Raw genomic sequence first — 17,807 nt, 5'->3', positions numbered from 1 at the left:
ATGACCTTCATAATATTTCCTGCCGCCGAGGACGTTTCGATGCCAGTCAAAGCCTTGTTCAAACCCTTTCATATGGGCAGCCTGGAATTGCCGACGCGCGTGGTGATGGCCCCAATGACCCGCTCGTTTTCTCCGGGTGGCGTGCCCAATTCCAAGGTGATCGAGTATTACCGCCGTCGTGCCGCGGCAGGCGTGGGCCTGATCATCACCGAGGGCACAACCGTCGGCCACAAGGCCTCCAACGGCTACCCGAATGTGCCGCAATTCTTCGGCGAGGCCGCGTTGGCAGGCTGGAAGAAAGTGGTCGAAGCGGTCCATGCCGAGGGCGGCAAGATCGTTCCGCAACTCTGGCACGTGGGCGCCGTGCGTCGCTTGGGCACAGAGCCGGATGGCACCGTTCCGGCTTATGGCCCGACCGAGAAACTCAAGGATGGCAACGTCGTCGTGCACGGCATGAGCAAACAGGACATTGCCGACGTCATCGCCGCTTTCGCCCAGGCTGCCAAAGACGCAAAAGACATCGGCATGGACGGCGTGGAAATCCACGGCGCTCACGGCTATATCGTCGACCAGTTCTTCTGGGAAGGCACCAACCAGCGTACCGACGAATACGGCGGTGATCTGGCGCACCGTTCGCGCTTCGCCATCGAGCTGATTCAGGCGGTGCGCGCCGCTGTCGGCCCTGACTTCCCAATCATCTTCCGTTACTCCCAATGGAAGCAGCAGGACTACAGCGCACGTCTGGTGCAGACCCCGGAAGCGCTGGAGGCGTTCCTCAAGCCGCTTTCTGACGCAGGTGTGGACATTTTCCACTGCTCGACGCGCCGTTTCTGGGAACCGGAATTCGAAGGTTCCGACCTCAACCTCGCAGGCTGGACGCGCAAACTGACCGGCAAGCCGACCATTACTGTGGGCAGTGTGGGGCTGGATGGTGAGTTTTTGCAGTTCATGGTCAACACCGACAAGGTGGCCAAACCGGCCAGCCTGGAGAACCTGCTCAAGCGTCTGGGTGATGACGAGTTCGACCTGGTGGCCGTGGGCCGTGCGTTGCTGGTCGACCCGGATTGGGCAGTGAAAGTGCGCGATGGCCGTGAAGAAGACATCCTGCCGTTCAGCCGCGATGCATTGGGTAAGTTGGAGTAAGTTTTACGGGGTGGAATGACAACCTGTGGGAGCGAATTCATTCGCGATGACGTCGGCACATTGAACATTCTTTTCGCCTGACACACCGATTCGCGAATACATTCGCTCCCACAGGGAATCACCTGAAGACTGTCATTACGCGCCTAGAGCGACCCCATCCCGCGTCTCACTGGCATTACGCAAATAGCATTCAAACGCTTCGATCACGCCCGACCAGCCCTGACGGCTCGCGTGCTGACGCGCATTCAAGCGCACTCTGCGCAGCGTTTCGTCGTCCTCCAGCATCCAGCGCGCCGCGTCGATGAATCCCTCTTCATCCCCCGGCATCGCCACGGCGCCGTTATGCCCATGACGAATATGCTGGGCCGCTGCTGCTTCGTCATACGCCACAACTCCCAGTCCGGAAGCCAGCGCTTCGAGCACAACGTTGCCAAAAGTTTCAGTCATGCTCGGAAACAGAAACAGATCCCCCGACGCGTAATGTGCCGCCAACGCTTCGCCGCGTTGCGTGCCGCAGAAAATCGCATCAGGCAGTTGCTGCTCCAATGTCATGCGAATGGGGCCGTCACCGACAATCACCAGCTTGAGCTTTTTATCAGGATAAGCGCTGGCCAGGCTGTCGAAACTGGTCTTGAGCAGGCCCAGATTTTTTTCCGCCGCCAGCCGTCCTACGTGCAAAACAGCCGTGTCACCTGGCTCCAGTCCCCAAGCCTCACGCAAGAGACTGGAGCGACGAGACGGGTGAAAAAGCTGACAATCCACACCGCGCGATAGCAGTTCCAACCGCTCGAAGCCTCTGCGCTCCAGTTCGGTTTTCTGACTGGCACTCGGCACCAGCGTGGCGTTGGAGCGGTTGTGAAACCAGCGCAGATACGAGGTCAGCAAGCGCGTGATGAACCCCAACCCGTACTGGCGCGTGTACTGCTGAAAATTGGTGTGAAAACCGCTGACAATCGCAATGCGCAGCCGACGCGCCGCCCTCAAAGCCGAAAGTCCCAGCGGCCCCTCGGTCGCGATGTACAACACGTCAGGCCTGTTGCGTTGCCAGCGCCGCAACAACTTGTGCATCGACGACTGCCCCCACTGCAAGCCCGGATACCCCGGAATCGGCCAGCCGCGACACAGCATCAAATCATCCCCGGCCGCCCGCACCTCATCCTCGCTCTGGCGCGGCCGAATCACCTCCACCCGATGCCCGCGCGTGCGCAAACCGTCGCACAACCGGCTCAGCGTATTGGCCACGCCGTTGATTTCCGGTGCGTAGGTTTCAGTGATCAGGGTGATGTGCAGGGATTTACTCATGACAGCCAGTTTCAGAGGGCTGCGTTGCGCTTGTGTGGCGGTTGGGTGATGGATTTGTGACGGTTGAACAATGGCGCGATAGCGCTACGTGCCATTGTTCAAAAGCCGGTGAGGTCTTATCCGGCGGTGGTAAGCGGCAATATCCGCGACCTGCCAACTCGCTCCAGCGCCGCCGCTTCCGGCACATAACTCGTCTGCACAGGGTTCAGGCTGATCAGATCCAGATGGCAACGAGGTTTGACCTGTCTTGCCAGGTTTGCGGGTTCCGCTTTCAAGGTCTTGGATGTCGCCGTTTCCACTGCTTCGGCGAGCGCCTGCATGAACTTGGGCGCGTTGGGTTCTGGTTTGGGTTTCGGTTTCAGCAGCACGGACTGAGGCGGGTTCGATGCGTCGACACGACTCATTTCCATGGACATGACACTCCTGATGAAAGCGCCCGGAGTGGGCTTGTCCATGGGAACAGGTCAGTTGTGGGATGTTCGGAAGACTTTTGTAGGACTCTTCCTGATTTTTCGGGAGGTGATTAAAAACGCGTTTTGACCGCTAGGATGCGCTGCACTTACTCACCGAGGGAACGATGTGTCTGACGTTTTTTATACGCCGCCTGCTGCTGATTTACAGCCGCCCAGCAATGGCCATCCGGAATTCTTCACGGTCGCACCACGCAAGCTGATCGTGATGATGTTGCTGACTCATGGTCTCTATGTCGCTTACTGGTTCTATCAGAACTGGAAGAACTATAGAAATCGCTCAGGACGAGAGATTTGGCCTTTGGCGCGCACCCTGTTTGCGCTTTTTTACACACCTTCACTGTTCTGCAAAATTGACCGGGCGTCCAAGGTCAAGAGCGCGACAGGTATGCCTTACTGGGGGATCAGTAGTGTTCTGTATGTGCTCTTGCCGTTTATTCCTTTTCTCATCGGCTTTGCGTACGGTATGTACAGAGCGCTCAGCGGCAGTGATACCGCACCAATCGAATTCTGGCTCGACTTCTTCATGGGAACTGCGGTGATTGTGTTTCAGAGCTTGATCGTGCTGAGGGTTCAGCGATTCATCAACCTTGTAAACGAAGACCCGAATGGGATGGCGAATGCTCGTTACAGTGTAGGCAATTTCATCTGGATCCTGATTGGCCTATTGGTATGGTTTTCAATCAGTGTGGGGACGCATCTTGCGTTTCAGGCATGATCAAAAAAGGCCTCATTTGAGGCCCTTTTTCAACCGCTGTTAAACCCTCTCCGCCAACGTCTCCGCCCCACGCTCTCTGACCCAAAACATCGTCGCCCCGGCCACCGCCGCAGGCATCATCAGGATGTTGACCACCGGGATCAGCAGCGCCAGGTACACAATTCCGCCAAAGCTCATGCTCTGCCAGCGCTTGGCGCGTAGCCAGGCGAGCATGTCTTGCCAGCTCATCTTGTGGTTGTCGGCGGGGTAGTCGATGTACTGGATGGCCATCATCCACACGCCGAAGATCAGCCACAGTGGCGCAGCAACGATATTGACCACGGGAATCCACGACAGGATGAACAGGCCAATGGCGCGGGGCAGGAAGTAGCCCAGTTTGCGCATTTCGCGGCTCAGGGTGCGAGGGATCATTTCGATCAGTTCACCCCAACTGAAGGCCGGGAAGTCGTCTTTTCCGCGTAGCACGACTTCCACTTTCTCAGAAAGAAAGCCATTGAACGGCGCGGCGATGACGTTGGCGATCATGGTGAAGGTGAAAAACACCATCAGGACGACCAGTGCGACGAACAGCGGCCAGAGGATGTAATTAAGGAAGCTCAGCCAGCTCGGCAGGGTGGGCATGAATGAGTCGACCCAGAGGCTGAATTCATGACCGGCGAAATAGATGAGGGCGCCGAACAGCACCAGATTGATGGTCAGCGGCAACAGGACGAACAGACGCAGGCCGGGGCTGAGGATCAGTTTCAGGCCTTCGCGCAGGTATTGAGGGCCAGAGAGAGCGGGTGCAGGCATGTGGGCCTCCAAACGTTGAAAACGCGCCGACCTTACCGGCTTTGCGAGAACGGCGGAAGCTGGATCAGCCTTTGGACATTCGCCGAAACAATCTGACGAGGGTAGAGTCTATCGATACCCCGCGCGTAGCAGCTTGTCGGAATAGGGGCGGTCTATGAGCTGGATTGTGAAACGATATTTCCTTAATCTTCGCCGCCCCGATAAGCTTGCGGGCAACTTTTAGACCTATTCCCATTCACTTTGAACCTCGAAGGAGTTTTGATGAGCGTTCTGGTAAACAAACAAGCCCCTGATTTCACCGCAGCGGCAGTCCTGGGTGACGGTTCGATCGTCGACAGCTTCCAGCTGTCTTCCCTGCGCGGCAAATACGTCGTGCTGTTTTTCTGGCCACTGGACTTCACGTTCGTGTGCCCGTCGGAAATCATCGCCCACGACAACCGCGTCGCTAAATTCCGCGACCTGGGCGTTGAAGTGGTTGGCGTTTCCGTCGACTCGCATTTCACCCACGCAGCATGGCGCAACACCCCGGTTGAAAAGGGCGGCATTGGCCAGGTCCAGTTCACCATGGTTGCCGACATCAAGCACGAAATCACTCGCGCTTATGGCATCGAACACGAAGACGGCGTTGCGCTGCGCGGTTCGTTCCTGATCGACCAGAACGGCGTGGTTCAGCACCAGGTTGTGAACAACCTGCCACTGGGTCGCGACGTTGACGAAATGGTCCGTCTGGTTGAAGCCCTGCAGTTCACTGAACAGCACGGCGAAGTCTGCCCGGCTGGCTGGCGTCCAGGCCAGAAAGGCATGAAGGCTGACGCTTCCGGCGTTGCCGATTACTTGGCTGAGAACGCCAAGAGCTTGTAATACCGTCGCTGCGGTTTCGGCCGCAGCGTCACGATTTCAGGATGGGTGAGCGTACTGTGCGAAGTGGCTCGCCGATCCGTTTTATTCAGCCGGTACGCCGGTACAGATCTCAGTAACTCCGACCACACGTAACGATGGCCGGTCGATAGGAGTGTGTCATGTCTGATGTACGTCATTCCCGAGTGATTATTCTCGGCTCCGGCCCTGCCGGTTACAGCGCTGCGGTGTATGCAGCACGCGCCAACCTCAAGCCTCTGCTGATCACCGGCATGCAGGCGGGTGGTCAACTGACCACCACCACCGAAGTCGACAACTGGCCGGGCGACCCCCATGGCCTGACCGGCCCGGTGCTGATGGAGCGTATGCGCGAGCACGCCGAGCGTTTCGAGACCGAGATCATTTTCGATCACATCAACGCTGTGGATCTGGCCGGTAAGCCGTTCAGCCTCAAGGGCGACAGCGGCACCTACACCTGTGACGCGCTGATCATCGCTACCGGCGCCAGCGCTCGCTATCTGGGCCTGCCGTCCGAAGAAGCGTTCATGGGCAAAGGCGTTTCGGCCTGCGCGACCTGCGACGGCTTCTTCTATCGCAACAAGCCGGTGGCTGTGGTCGGTGGTGGCAACACCGCAGTGGAGGAGGCGCTGTACCTGGCCAACATCGCCAGCAAAGTGACTCTGGTTCACCGCCGCGATACCTTCCGCGCCGAGAAGATCCTGATCGACAAGCTGCACGCACGTGTGGCTGAAGGCAAGATCGAGCTCAAGCTCAACGCCACGCTGGACGAAGTACTGGGCGACAACATGGGCGTGACCGGTGCGCGCCTGAAGAACAACGACGGTAGCTTCGATGAAGTGAAAGTCGACGGCGTGTTCATCGCCATCGGCCACACCCCGAACACGTCGCTGTTCGAAGGCCAGCTGGCGCTGAAAGATGGCTACATGGTCGTCAACGGTGGCCGTGAAGGCAACGCGACCGCTACCAGCGTTGAAGGTGTGTTCGCGGCGGGCGACGTGGCTGACCACGTGTACCGTCAGGCAATCACCTCGGCTGGCGCAGGCTGCATGGCGGCACTGGACGTCGAGCGTTACCTGGACGGCCTGGCGAACGCTTCGTTCTGATCGGCTGTTCCACAACGAAAAAACCGGCTCAATTGGGCCGGTTTTTTTGTGTCTGCGGACAGCTCGCTGTTACAGGGTTTTCATGGTCTTTCAGGCCTTGCGCGACAGGGGCTGGGCAGCGAATTTCACACCCGCCAAGCCATGAGCGATCAACGCACGAATGTTGCCATGATCGCTGCCTTCCGGCGTAGCAACGACCGAACGGTAGTGCTCACCAAACGCCAGCAGCGCCTCTTCGTCGTTCAGACCTTCCAGCAGTGCCAGGCCCAAGGTTTTGCACGAACCTTCGTTCTGGCCCGCAGCGTTTTCCACCGGGCCGTTGCTAAAGGCTTGTGGCTGGTAGTCGTAGTTCGCGGCAATAAAGGCCAGGGTGTCGGCAAACATGTGTTCGCCGGATTTCAGGCTGCTGCGCAGGGTGTTCAGGTCAGTCATTTCTTTTCCTTGGCGAACGCCGCTTGTTGTTCGGCGCTGGCTTCTTTCTGATAAAGGGATTTCCACTCGCTGTACGGCATGCCGTAGACCACTTCGCGGGCGTCATCGAGGCTGATGTCGATCTGGCGATCATCAGCGGCGGCCTTGTACCACTTGGACAGGCAGTTACGGCAGAAACCGGACAGGTTCATCAGGTCGATGTTCTGCACGTCCTTGCGGCTGTCCAGGTGCGCAACCAGACGGCGAAAGGCGGCGGCTTCGAGTTCGAGGCGTTGTTGCTCGGTCATGATGGGCTCGGGCAGATAAAAGATGGGGCGGATGATAAGAGTGCAGTGGGGAGCGGGCAATGGCATTCGTCAGCCCGGCACGGCCCCCTGTGGGAGCGAATTCATTCGCGAGACTTAAGTGCAGACGATAGAGATGTATCGAATGTACTGGCTAATCGTCGGATCGCCGCCCGGAATGAATTCGCTCCCACAGGGTGAGTGTGCCAGGCCCTGAATCCTTAGCGTTCTGCCGCCAGCGTTATCGACACCGACTCGGCAAAACGCAGCGCATGGGGCTTGTCGACTTCGACTTCGGCATACTGCACTGCGTCGTGAGCCATGACCAGATCCAGCACTTCCTGGGTCAAGCGCTCCAGTAGCGCGAAGCGGTTGTTCTCGACGTGATGAATGATGGCCTTGGTGATGGTCCGGTAATTCAGGGCGTGGTCGATGTCGTTATCGCGCACCGCTTCTTGCGCGGCGTACAGGATCGTCAGGTTGATCAGCACGTCCTGTTTGTTGAGGATTTCCTCCTCGTTGATGCCGATGTAAGTACGCAGGCACAGGTCCTTGACCCGGATGCGTGCGGTGCCTGGTTCGAGTCTGGCCATGAACTACTTGCTCCGTCCGATCAGTTGCAAAAATTCCATCCGTGTCGTGTTCGATTCGCGAAAGGCGCCCAGCATCACCGAAGTGTTCATGGTCGAGTTCTGCTTCTCGACGCCACGCATCATCATGCACATGTGTTGTGCTTCGATCACCACGGCCACTCCGGCGGCTTGGGTCACGCTCTCGATGGCGTCGGCAATCTGGCGTGTCAGATTTTCCTGAATCTGCAGTCGGCGGGCGAACATGTCGACAATGCGCGCGATCTTCGACAGGCCCAGAACTTTTCCGGTGGGCATGTAGGCCACGTGAGCCTTGCCGATGAACGGCAGCAAATGGTGTTCGCACAACGAATACAGCTCAATGTCCTTGACGATGACCATCTCGTCGTTGTCCGACGCGAAGAGGGCGCCGTTGACGATTTCATCCAGTGTCTGCTCGTAGCCGTGACACAGGTACTGCATGGCCTTGGCGGCACGTTTGGGGGTGTCCAGCAGACCTTCGCGCTCCGGGTCTTCTCCCAGGCCGACAAGGATTTCGCGATAGTGCTGAGGCAGTGACAGGGTCATCAAAGGGTTCCTCGGGGCGGCTTACTTGACGTGCCGTCCACCGTTTACGGTCAATGTAGTGCCGGTGACGTAAGGGTTATCCAGCAAGTAGCGCACGCTTTGGTAGATCACATCAGGACCGGGTTCAATCCCCAGCGCGGATTTGGCCAGCGTGCGGGCGCGGTACGCCGCGTCGTCGTCAGGTTGAAACATCAGCATGGCCGGAGCGATGCCGTTGACCTTGATGCGGGGCGCGTAGCGGGCAGCGAACGACAACGTCAGATTGTCCAGCCCGGCTTTGCTGGCGCAGTAGGCAATGTGTTTGCTGCTGCCCTTGCGCGTCACATCGTCGCCGATGTGAATAATGTCGGCCTTCTGCGAGCGCTCTAGCAAGTCGGCGCAATGCAGGTTGATCAGATAGGGCGCGAGCATGTGCACGTTGAACATGCGCTGGAACACATCGGCTTCAGCGCCCTCGGTTTCTGCCAGCCATTCGGAGGCGTTGTGAACGATGGCCCTGAGGCTGTCAGTGCGCTGCTTGAGTTGCGCGATGAAGGTCATCACGCCGTCCTGCGAAGAAAAATCCGCTTGAATCGCATCAGCGCCCAATGCCTTGAGCCGCTGTACGCCGGGCCGTTCGGTGCGGTAGCTGATGATCACGGACTGTCCTTCGTCCAGCAGTCGTTCTGCACAATGCAGGCCGACGCGCTGGCTGGCACCCGTGATCAGGACAGGGGCAGAAGAGGAGTTCATGGCAGCTCACGCGTATTCAGGGAAGAGAAAACGGGCGTGTCGGCTCTGAGAGTGCGGGCGCCGGTTGTGGTCAATGCGCCATCAGAGAACGAACGTCTGGGGCCAACTTAACCCAATGGTCAGTGGTGTACAACTGCGGAGGGGCGACGCAATTCCTCAAGGTGGCGCAATCTTCTGTTGGAAATTCTATGTTGCCTATTCAAACGCCTTCGCCACCAAGGCGGCTCCCACAAGGACCGTGTCGAGTCCAGATACTTCGCTCTACGCCGAAACTGTGGGAGCTGTAAGGTATCAGCGGGTCGACGCCGACTCGGCAGGCGCGACGGGCTGTTGCGTGTTGCTGTGCAACCACCCGGACAACAAATGCGTCGACAGCGGAATGAACCAGAACACCATCAACGGCGTGAGGATCAACGTGCTGATCATGATTCGCGGCAGCAACTCAAACTGGCTGAGCAACGGCCCCAACACATAGTTGAAGATCAGCGAGACTGGGAAAAACGCCAGCCAGATAGCAACCGCCTGCTTCCAGCGCGGTGGACGCTGACCAACGGCACCAAACCAACCGTCCATGCCGCGTACGCGATGCGTGGAGTTCTTGGCAAACAGGCCGCTGCCGCGCACCAACCAGGAGCGTCGGGACGCAGAATGCTCCCAGGCGTGCATGGTGGCTTCATCGGCAAAGCGGAAAATGATCTGAAATTCATCGTCTCCCGGCGGCGGCGCGAGCACGCCTGAACCCAGGTAGCCGGGGAAATCGGTAGCGAGTTGTTCGCCTTCATGCAGCCAGGCAATCAGTTCCTGATAGCGGCCATGGGCGACGCGACGGGCAACCATCAGCGTGACGGGGGACGTAGACATTGTGTATCTCCGATAGACGAGTGAGATTCCCGGATAGGGAAATCACATGGCGCAACGCCGGGGTGATGGCATTGCGTCAGCTTCGCAGAAAAGCGTGCAAATATTATTCCTGACGGCGGTGGCAGGCTACAAGCTGTGAGCGACAAGATGCGCGGCGTTGATCCACGCTTGCAGTTCAACGTCGCTTCAAAAATGCATCGAAGGATGGATCTTGCGGTGTTCCTGAAGGATGTACTGGCGCAGGCGCTCAGTGTCTTCCTTACTGTTCTGGCTCAGGCGATAGGCCGCCAAGCCTTGTTCGGTCAGGCGTTCGAATGTGCCACGCAACGCAATGGGCGCAAGACCGTTCGGTGTGAACCAGGCGGAGAAATATTTCGGCGGTTTGGTCTGCTTGCGGATTTCCAGCAGGATGCCCTTGAACGAAATCTCGTGGACCCACAGTGCAGTGAGTGCGCCTTTTTCAGTCTCCAGCGCGACGGGCTCTGGCAGGATCAGACGCCACGGGCGAATGCGCGGGCCTTCTTCGAAAATGCTCGGCGCACCCAGTTCCAGGTGAAGGGCATGGAATTCGTCTTCGACCAGATGCAGCGGAAAGGTCATCTGCTGATTGTCGAACTGGGCTTGAAGGGTCACTTGCTCATGGGCAGCCAGACGCGTCAGGAGATCCTGAATCTGCACGCCGCCATTGACCACCAGGCTGCGGGATTTGTCGCGCAGGTTCAGCTTGGGGTTGTGCTGCATGTTCTGGATGAAATCCAGTTCATCCTGCGTGAGAAGGTTGTCGCGCTGCATGGTCAAGCTCTGTTAACCGGTTATTGAAAGAGCAGACACTAAATTCAATGTTTGGTTGCTGCCGTTCGTCAGTTGCAAATGGTTACAGCTTCGGCGCCTGACCCTGCCCTAGTCTTGAGCATGAGCTTGCGCCTGTTTCGCGTGCAATTCGACTACTTTCTGCGGCGCGACGGTGAGCGCCATTCTAAGACATTCCCGCGCGCTGGGGCATAATGCCGCACGATTTCAATTATCCACAGGATTGCTTATGAAAGTCGCCATTGTTTCGGGCTCGGTGTACGGCTCGGCCGAAGAAGTTGCCCGACACGCCCAGCAGATCATCAAGGACGCCGGTCACGACGTGCTGTTCAATCCACGCGTGACATTGGCTGACCTGCAAGCCTTCGCGCCAGAGGCTTTTCTGGTCGTGACCTCGACCACTGGGCTGGGCGAGTTGCCCGATAACGTTCAACCGCTGTACTCGCAGATTCGCGACGTCCTGCCCGCCGCCTGGCGTGGCCTGCCAGGCGGTGTCATTGCGTTGGGCGACGCCAGTTATGGCGAGACGTTCTGCGGCGGTGGCGAGCAGTTCCGCGAGTTGTTCATGGAGTTGGGCATTCGCGAAGTGCAGGAGATGCTGCGTCTGGACGCCAGTGAAACCGTGACGCCAGAGACCGATGCCGAGCCTTGGCTGGCAGCGTTCGTCGAAAAGCTGGGCGCCTGATCACGGCTGCTATCGACGAACCAATGCCAGCCACGCCTGCGCGGCCTTGGACAAATACGCGCCTTCACGCCAGATGAAGGCGATGTCCCAGCGCAGGATCTCCGGGGCCTTGAGCGTTACATGCACAACGCCAGGCCTGACCAGCGCCCGGGCCACCACTTGCGGCAGCAGCACTACGCCCTGACCGGCTGCCACCAGTGCTGCAAGGAAATCCGCCTGCCCACTGCGGCCACCTTCTTTTGGGGTAAATCCGACTTGCTGGCAGGCCTGCAACAACCGGTCATTGAGCACGAAGCTGCGTTGATAAAGAAGGAAAGGGGTGTCGGCCAGTTGGCTGAGTTCCACCTCCTTTAAATGCGCCAGTGGATGGTCGGCGGGCAGCAAGGCGTCCAGCGGTTCGTCGCAGAAAGGTTGGGACGCGAAGGCCGGATCGCTGGGCGTCAGGCTTGCTCCCAATTCCAGTTCACCGGTCATCACGGCATGTTCGATGGCGCGGCTGCCGCCTTCGATCAAATGAATGGTGACGTTCGGATACAGCCGACGGTATTCGGCGAAGGCTTTGGCGAACAAGGTATCGCTGCCCAACATGGGCAAACCAAGATGCAATTCCCCTCGCGCCAGATTGCTCAGGTCATCCAGCTCGCGCAGCAGGCCATTGCGCAGCATCAGCATTTCCTCGGCGCGATGCAGCGTGACCCGGCCTGCTGCCGTCAGCGAGACCTGCGAGCCGTGGCGGTCCAGCAGGGTCACGCCCAGGCTTTCTTCCAACTGGGCAACTTGTTTACTCACCGCTGACTGGCTGACGTATAGCGTCTTGGCCGCTTGCGTGAAGCCGCCCTCACGTACCACTTCGATGAAGCTGCGCAATTGTTTGAATTCCATTGTTCGAATGCCTGGCGATGTCCGAATGAAGGGTGGGCGATTCCGGCAGTGTGAATGAATGAATTCCATAATGGAATTACTTTAAGTCTAACAATTCGTTTTTGGGATGGGATGCGCATCGTTAGACTGCAGGTCTCAGAGGACCAAAGATCATGAAACGTTTGTCTCGTCTCGCGCGCCTTGTTGTCGAACTCGTCGTCCTGTTGGCGATTTATCAGATCGGCTGCGAGATCGCGTCGTGGCTGAACTGGCCGATTCCTGGCGGAGTCATCGGCCTGGCGCTGTTGCTGGCGATCTTTGCGACAGGCGCTGTACAACCCTCTTCGCTGCAAACCGGTGCAGGGTTGCTGCTGGCCGAGATGCTGCTGTTCTTCATTCCGCCTTTGATGAGCCTGCTGGATTACGGCGCGTTGGTGCGTCATGAAGGCTGGCGCATCATGCTGGTCATCGGGTGCAGCACGTTGATGGTCATGCTGGTGACTGCGGTGACGGTCGAAGTGGTGTGCCGTCTCAAAGACCGTTCGGCGCAGGAGCAGGCATGAAATTCGAGCCGATGCCGATCTTCTGGCTGCTGATCACGGTGGGCGCTTACGTCAGCAGCCGCTGGCTGTACCGTCGAACCGGACGCTATTTGTTGTCACCGCTGATTCTGGTGCCAACGGTGCTACTGGCCATCGCGGCCCCGATGCACACGGCCTACGCCGAATATTCCACCAACACCCACTGGCTGATGCTGGTTCTGGGGCCGGTGACGGTGGCGTTCGCCATTCCAATCTGGCAGCAGCGTGCCTTGCTGGCGCGGCACTGGCCTGCGCTGCTGATCGGCATGCTGGCGGGCAGTACGGCGTCGATTGCCAGCTCGTTTGGCTTGTCGAAGGCGCTGGCGTTGGACACTTCCGTGGTGATGTCACTGGTGCCGCGCTCCATCACCACGCCTTTCGCGATGCCATTGGCCCATGACTTGGGCGGCGTCCCGGAGCTGACAGCGGTATTCGTGATGTGCACCGGGGTGTTCGGTGCCGCATTGGGTGGCGTATTGCTCAAATGGCTGCCGCTGCGCACGGCACTGGCCCGTGGTGCACTGTTTGGCGTCGGTGCTCATGGCGCGGGCGTCAGCCGGGCGAGGGAAGTGGGCGGCGAAGAAGGTTCTGTGGCCGGATTGGTCATGGTACTGACCGGCCTGCTCAATCTTTTTGCCGCGCCTCTATTGGTGTGGATGCTCTGAAATGCCCGTTCCAGAGCGTTCAGTCAATAACTGACTCGCCGGGCCATTAAGCTGGCTGGCAAGGCAAGTACCGCTTCCGTTTTGGCTGACTAGACTGCTGATCCATTAGAGCAGAATAAATGCCGAGGGAAGCCGATCGTGAAAGTCGCACACGTAGTCGCGGAAACCGTCAGTCACATCAACCACACCGTGAAGGGCCAGGTCAGCGCTGAGGAATGGCAGGCGCGAGTCGATCTGGCTGCGTGTTATCGACTCGTGGCCATGCACGGGTGGGACGATCTGATCTTCACTCACATCTCGGCCAAGGTGCCAGGCACCGAAGACTTTCTGATCAACCCCTACGGCATGATGTTTCATGAGATCACCGCATCCAGCCTGGTCAAAGTCGATCAGGCGGGCAAGAAGCTCATGGACAGCCCTTATGACATCAACCCTGCGGGCTACACCATCCACAGCGCGGTTCACGAAGTGCGCCACGACGTGCTCTGCGTGATGCACACCCATACCGCAGCGGGCGTCGCGGTGTCGGCGCAGAAACAGGGTGTTCTGCCCATCAGCCAGCAGTCGCTGTTCGTGCTCGCGAGTCTGGCCTATCACGGCTATGAAGGTGTTGCACTGAATCACGACGAAAAAGCCCGTTTGCAAGCCGATCTGGGCAACTGCAATTTTCTGATGCTCAACAATCATGGATTGCTGACCTGCGGCGGCAGTATCGCCGACACTTTTTTGATGATGTTCACCTTCCAGCGCGCCTGTGAAATCCAGGTGCTCGCGCAAGGGGGCGGGGCTGAGTTGATTCCCATCGACGGGCAGATTCTTTCGGGCGCCAAAGCCATGATCGCGGGCGTGACGCGCAGTGCCGAAGGCATGGGCGGCAAGTTGGCGTGGCCCGCGCTGTTGCGCAAACTCGACCAGTTCTCGCCTGGGTATTCGCAGTAATGAGGCCTGGCGAGATTCCCCTCTGCGTCTGGCGCACGCGCGGGCACGATTTTCAGTTTCGTGGCCGCACTATCCGGTACTGGGTAGCGGGGCACGGGGCGCCACTGTTGCTGATTCATGGCTTCCCCACCGCCAGTTGGGACTGGAATTACCTGTGGCAACCGCTCTCGCGTCAATACCGGGTGATCGCCTGCGACATGCTCGGGTTTGGCGATTCGGCCAAGCCTCGGCGCCATCCGTATAGCCTGATCGAACAGGCGGATTTGCAGCAGGCGTTGCTGGATCACCTGAACGTTCCGAGGCCGGTGCATGTGCTGGCGCATGATTATGGCGTCAGCGTCGCGCAAGAATTGATGGCGCGGCACGGCGAGGGTCGGTTCAAAATGGCCAGTTGTGCGTTCCTCAACGGCGGTCTGTTTCCCGAGGCGCATCGAGCGATACAAGCGCAGAAATTGTTGCTCGGTCGGGCGGGTTGGTTGGTCAGTCGTCTGTTTGACCGTGGCTGTCTGGATCGGGACTTCAGCCGCATTTTCGGGCCTGACACGCGCCCCAGTGAAAGCGAGCTGGACGATTTCTGGAGCCTGATCGCGGCTCATCGAGGGCATCGAATTCTGCATCGCCTGATTCACTACGTCCCTGAGCGGCGGCTGCATCGCGAGCGTTGGGTGCAGGCCATGCAGCAGAATCACGTGCCGATGCGCTTCATCAACGGGGCCGCCGATCCGGTTTCCGGTGAGCACATGGCTGAGCGATATCGGGAGCTGATCCCCCACCCTGATGTGGTTTCCATCCCTGGCATCGGTCACTACCCGCAAACTGAAGCACCTGAGCAGGTGTTGCGCCTGTACGCCGCCTTTCGTGCCGCCGCCGCTGATTTCAGACCGGCCGTCCTTGCGCCGCGAGTGGTCCCCGGTAATGAGCCGCTCAATCATCCCTTTGTGTTATCGAACACCATTCAGCCTGCTTCGTGTTGATTGTGACTCGCAAGTGACTGGTTGAAACTCCTGTGACTGTTTAGCCGCTCCCGGCCCTGAAGAGGGCTTAGAGCGAGCATCATCATCGGGGAAAGTGGCATGAGCGAATCCGTACGTTTTGACGACAAAGTGGTGATCGTGACCGGCGCGGGTGGTGGCCTGGGGCGCGCTCACGCCCTGTTGTTCGCCCGCCATGGTGCGCGCGTGGTGGTCAACGATCTCGGCGGCTCGGCACACGGCGAAGGTGCCAATGCTTCAGCGGCGGACCGTGTGGTCGCAGAAATCCGCGAAGGGGGCGGCGAAGCGGTGGCGAACCACGATTCCGTCACTGACGGGGACAAGATCGTACAAAACGCACTGGACGCATTTGGCCGGGTGGACGTCGTGGTCAACAACGCGGGCATCCTGCGCGACAAGAGCTTCGCCAAAATGGAAGATCCCGATTGGGACCTGGTTTACAAAGTCCATGTCGAGGGGGCCTACAAAGTAACCCGTGCCGCCTGGCCACACCTGCGCGAGCAAAATTATGGTCGAGTGATCTTCACGTCATCCACATCAGGCATCTATGGCAACTTCGGTCAGTCCAACTACGGCATGGCCAAGCTGGGACTCTACGGCCTGACCCGCACACTGGCGCTGGAAGGGCGCAAGAACAACATTCTGGTCAACGCCATCGCGCCCACCGGCGGCACCCGCATGACCGAAGGGCTGATCCCGGCCAGCGTATTCGAATTGCTCAAGCCCGAACTTGTCAGTCCGCTGGTGGTGTATCTGGGCAGCGAGCAATGCCAGGACACCTCGGGCTTGTATGAAGTGGGCGGCGGCTGGGTAGGCAAAGTGCGCTGGGAACGTAGTCTGGGCGCCGGATTCGACCCGCGTGCGGGCTTCTCTCCTGAAGACGTCGCAGCGCAGTGGGGCGTGATCAGTGATTTCAGCGATGCTGTTCATCCGGCGGATAACGTCGAAGCGCTGAAAGAGATGATGGCGAACTTGCAGAGGTTTGCGGGGTGATGGCCTGACAGTCTGCTCGGAGTGCCCGGTTCAGGGATTGAACGGGCCACTTTTGTAGGAGGGTTATTTGCGGTTTTGTAGGACTAATCTGTTTCTTCGAAAGGGAGCGTTATCGGGGTCAAGCCGCTGAAGCGCCTCCCGATAGGACGAAAGTAATCGTTCTTATCAGGAGGCAATCATGATTCAGAATTTCGTGGAAATTCGTCAGCGGTTGAGTGCGTATACCGTGGCGCCGGATGACCGATTCAGGACGCGGTCGGGGGCCACAGAGCAGGAAGAGAGCATCAAGACGAAAGTGCGTCAGTATTGGGCGGATACCCGCATTTCCAACGCCGAAAAACTGAAGGGTTTCGACATGGACCTTTCGGGGTTTGATCCGAGGAATACGACGAATCGGCAGCTCCGTGAAATTGGTAATACGCTCGCCGATATGGGGATCGTTGATTACGCTACATCAGGTTGGCTTTCCGGTATTGACGTGGATTTCGATGCGCAAGGCAACGAAATAAGTCTTGATAAGAAAGTCAATATGTATAGCTATTTTCAGCGCCAGCTAGATTTTTTGACGGCTCGTGTGTCAGAGGGAAAGGAATATGCAAGAGATACGTTAACCAAGCTTAAAACCGTCATGTCTGTCACTGAGGCGCTCGTTGAGCATGCTCAGCGCTCTCAAAAAAAATCACTGATCACTATTCGTGTGTAGGGTGTTATCGGCTTAGGCGAGAGCCACGGTTCGTGGCCCTCGTTTTTATGGTATTAAAGCGGCAAAGAGAAATGTCCGCGATAAGCAATAGGCGTTGTACCTTTTCTGTTATCTAGAATAACGCGGAAACTTCCGCTTCCCCAATTTACAGTTGGATCGTGAGCATCTTTCGCGACGACAGCCCAGCCTCCCCCCTGATCACGCTCGACAGTGACAGGCTGCAATGCTCCTCGTTGCGTGCGAACGGTAAGGTTATGCAGCGAAGTACCGCATTTCACCTGGTAACTGTGAATAACCTTGTATTCCCCAGCCTGCGCCACGCCAGGTGCCATCTGGCTGGTAAATCGAAGACAAGGAATTCCCTGCGCGAAGGGCGCTGCCACGACGATGGGCAAATCTTGGGTCAAGCCTAGAGCGAGCAGCAATAACATCCATTTTTTCTTGTTCATGGTGAATCTCCATTCGTCATTGAATTGTGTATCGCCACTGGACCGCATGCGCAATCCCGTTTCGATGACGGATGTTTAAACATATTCCTTGGTCGGACTGCTCCCAATAATGGCGTGGGAGATTTCTGAAGATTTGACGGTTCTTTAAAATATCAAAAAAAAAGCCGCTGCAATGGCAGCGGCTAAACAAGACGTCAGATCCAGGAGCTTGAAAATCTACGCCGGGAAACCCTTTCTAAAAGTATGGAGCCGGTAA

At 58.0% G+C, this 17,807-nt stretch carries 23 protein-coding genes; 11 read left to right on the top strand and 12 right to left on the bottom strand.

The window, feature by feature from the left end:
- The first annotated feature begins 39 nt into the window (after positions 1–39).
- Complete coding sequence (locus ACI2KB_RS09835) at positions 40–1,143, top strand: NADH:flavin oxidoreductase (protein WP_404633873.1); 1,104 nt, start codon at positions 40–42, stop codon at positions 1,141–1,143.
- Between the two features lie 135 nt (positions 1,144–1,278).
- Here ACI2KB_RS09835 and ACI2KB_RS09830 read toward each other — a convergent pair whose 3' ends face one another.
- Positions 1,279–2,445, bottom strand: a complete 1,167-nt coding sequence (locus tag ACI2KB_RS09830; RefSeq protein ID WP_404633871.1) for a glycosyltransferase family 4 protein — start codon at positions 2,443–2,445, stop codon at positions 1,279–1,281.
- Between the two features lie 116 nt (positions 2,446–2,561).
- A complete protein-coding gene (locus ACI2KB_RS09825) occupies positions 2,562–2,861 on the bottom strand; it encodes a hypothetical protein (protein WP_404633869.1) in 300 nt (99 codons plus the stop codon).
- A gap of 163 nt (positions 2,862–3,024) precedes the next feature.
- Here ACI2KB_RS09825 and ACI2KB_RS09820 point away from each other — a divergent pair, with 163 nt between their 5' ends.
- On the top strand, positions 3,025–3,633 hold the full coding sequence (locus tag ACI2KB_RS09820) for a hypothetical protein (protein WP_404633867.1): 609 nt from the start codon (positions 3,025–3,027) through the stop codon (positions 3,631–3,633).
- Between the two features lie 39 nt (positions 3,634–3,672).
- Here ACI2KB_RS09820 and cysZ read toward each other — a convergent pair whose 3' ends face one another.
- The gene (cysZ, locus tag ACI2KB_RS09815) at positions 3,673–4,425 is read right to left on the bottom strand and encodes a sulfate transporter CysZ (RefSeq protein WP_404633865.1); all 753 of its coding nucleotides are present in this window, start codon (positions 4,423–4,425) and stop codon (positions 3,673–3,675) included.
- Between the two features lie 261 nt (positions 4,426–4,686).
- On the opposite strand from cysZ, the gene ACI2KB_RS09810 reads away from it, so the two are divergent.
- A complete protein-coding gene (locus tag ACI2KB_RS09810; RefSeq protein WP_404633863.1) occupies positions 4,687–5,286 on the top strand; it encodes a peroxiredoxin in 600 nt (199 codons plus the stop codon).
- A 158-nt stretch (positions 5,287–5,444) separates the two neighbouring features.
- Positions 5,445–6,407, top strand: a complete 963-nt coding sequence (gene trxB / locus ACI2KB_RS09805) for a thioredoxin-disulfide reductase (RefSeq protein WP_404633861.1) — start codon at positions 5,445–5,447, stop codon at positions 6,405–6,407.
- 90 nt (positions 6,408–6,497) lie between these two features.
- Here trxB and ACI2KB_RS09800 read toward each other — a convergent pair whose 3' ends face one another.
- From ACI2KB_RS09800 to ACI2KB_RS09770, 7 genes are all read right to left on the bottom strand, one after another.
- On the bottom strand, positions 6,498–6,839 hold the full coding sequence (locus tag ACI2KB_RS09800) for a HopJ type III effector protein (RefSeq protein ID WP_404633859.1): 342 nt from the start codon (positions 6,837–6,839) through the stop codon (positions 6,498–6,500).
- Positions 6,836–7,126, bottom strand: a complete 291-nt coding sequence (locus ACI2KB_RS09795) for a DUF1244 domain-containing protein (RefSeq protein WP_404633857.1) — start codon at positions 7,124–7,126, stop codon at positions 6,836–6,838. Before ACI2KB_RS09795 ends, ACI2KB_RS09800 begins: the two co-directional genes overlap by 4 nt.
- Positions 7,127–7,344: 218 nt before the next feature.
- Positions 7,345–7,716 carry a dihydroneopterin triphosphate 2'-epimerase gene (folX, locus tag ACI2KB_RS09790; RefSeq protein WP_404633855.1) on the bottom strand — a complete coding sequence of 124 codons (372 nt, stop codon included), beginning with the start codon at positions 7,714–7,716 and terminating at the stop codon, positions 7,345–7,347.
- 3 nt (positions 7,717–7,719) lie between these two features.
- Positions 7,720–8,280, bottom strand: coding sequence for a GTP cyclohydrolase I FolE (gene folE, locus ACI2KB_RS09785; protein WP_404633853.1), 561 nt, complete (start codon positions 8,278–8,280; stop codon positions 7,720–7,722).
- A 21-nt stretch (positions 8,281–8,301) separates the two neighbouring features.
- A complete protein-coding gene (gene folM, locus ACI2KB_RS09780) occupies positions 8,302–9,012 on the bottom strand; it encodes a dihydromonapterin reductase (RefSeq protein ID WP_404633851.1) in 711 nt (236 codons plus the stop codon).
- Between the two features lie 291 nt (positions 9,013–9,303).
- Positions 9,304–9,873, bottom strand: a complete 570-nt coding sequence (locus ACI2KB_RS09775; RefSeq protein WP_404633849.1) for an antibiotic biosynthesis monooxygenase — start codon at positions 9,871–9,873, stop codon at positions 9,304–9,306.
- A 186-nt stretch (positions 9,874–10,059) separates the two neighbouring features.
- The gene (locus ACI2KB_RS09770; protein ID WP_404633847.1) at positions 10,060–10,665 is read right to left on the bottom strand and encodes a hypothetical protein; all 606 of its coding nucleotides are present in this window, start codon (positions 10,663–10,665) and stop codon (positions 10,060–10,062) included.
- A gap of 247 nt (positions 10,666–10,912) precedes the next feature.
- Here ACI2KB_RS09770 and ACI2KB_RS09765 point away from each other — a divergent pair, with 247 nt between their 5' ends.
- A complete protein-coding gene (locus tag ACI2KB_RS09765) occupies positions 10,913–11,368 on the top strand; it encodes a flavodoxin (RefSeq protein WP_404633845.1) in 456 nt (151 codons plus the stop codon).
- A gap of 9 nt (positions 11,369–11,377) precedes the next feature.
- Here the strand turns inward: ACI2KB_RS09765 and ACI2KB_RS09760 are convergent, their stop codons facing one another.
- Positions 11,378–12,250, bottom strand: a complete 873-nt coding sequence (locus tag ACI2KB_RS09760) for a LysR family transcriptional regulator (protein ID WP_404633843.1) — start codon at positions 12,248–12,250, stop codon at positions 11,378–11,380.
- A gap of 152 nt (positions 12,251–12,402) precedes the next feature.
- On the opposite strand from ACI2KB_RS09760, the gene ACI2KB_RS09755 reads away from it, so the two are divergent.
- From ACI2KB_RS09755 to ACI2KB_RS09730, 6 genes are all read left to right on the top strand, one after another.
- Positions 12,403–12,792, top strand: a complete 390-nt coding sequence (locus ACI2KB_RS09755) for a CidA/LrgA family protein (protein WP_404633841.1) — start codon at positions 12,403–12,405, stop codon at positions 12,790–12,792.
- Positions 12,789–13,475, top strand: coding sequence for an LrgB family protein (locus ACI2KB_RS09750; RefSeq protein WP_404633839.1), 687 nt, complete (start codon positions 12,789–12,791; stop codon positions 13,473–13,475). Before ACI2KB_RS09755 ends, ACI2KB_RS09750 begins: the two co-directional genes overlap by 4 nt.
- 177 nt (positions 13,476–13,652) lie before the next feature.
- On the top strand, positions 13,653–14,414 hold the full coding sequence (locus ACI2KB_RS09745; RefSeq protein ID WP_404634355.1) for a class II aldolase/adducin family protein: 762 nt from the start codon (positions 13,653–13,655) through the stop codon (positions 14,412–14,414).
- Entirely contained in the window at positions 14,414–15,388 is a 975-nt protein-coding gene (locus tag ACI2KB_RS09740) for an alpha/beta fold hydrolase (protein ID WP_404633837.1), read from the top strand. Before ACI2KB_RS09745 ends, ACI2KB_RS09740 begins: the two co-directional genes overlap by 1 nt.
- A 99-nt stretch (positions 15,389–15,487) precedes the next feature.
- Positions 15,488–16,399, top strand: coding sequence for an SDR family oxidoreductase (locus tag ACI2KB_RS09735; protein WP_404633835.1), 912 nt, complete (start codon positions 15,488–15,490; stop codon positions 16,397–16,399).
- 178 nt (positions 16,400–16,577) lie between these two features.
- The gene (locus tag ACI2KB_RS09730) at positions 16,578–17,102 is read left to right on the top strand and encodes a hypothetical protein (protein ID WP_404633833.1); all 525 of its coding nucleotides are present in this window, start codon (positions 16,578–16,580) and stop codon (positions 17,100–17,102) included.
- Between the two features lie 53 nt (positions 17,103–17,155).
- Here ACI2KB_RS09730 and ACI2KB_RS09725 read toward each other — a convergent pair whose 3' ends face one another.
- Positions 17,156–17,551 (bottom strand): hypothetical protein, encoded by a 396-nt coding sequence (locus tag ACI2KB_RS09725; protein WP_404633831.1) that lies wholly within the window; start codon positions 17,549–17,551, stop codon positions 17,156–17,158.
- Positions 17,552–17,807 lie beyond the last annotated feature (256 nt).

The organism is Pseudomonas sp. NPDC088444, assembly GCF_044900175.1.
GTDB lineage: Bacteria > Pseudomonadota > Gammaproteobacteria > Pseudomonadales > Pseudomonadaceae > Aquipseudomonas.
Note: the sequence above shows the minus strand (reverse complement) of the source record. Positions and strands in the feature narration are given on the sequence as shown.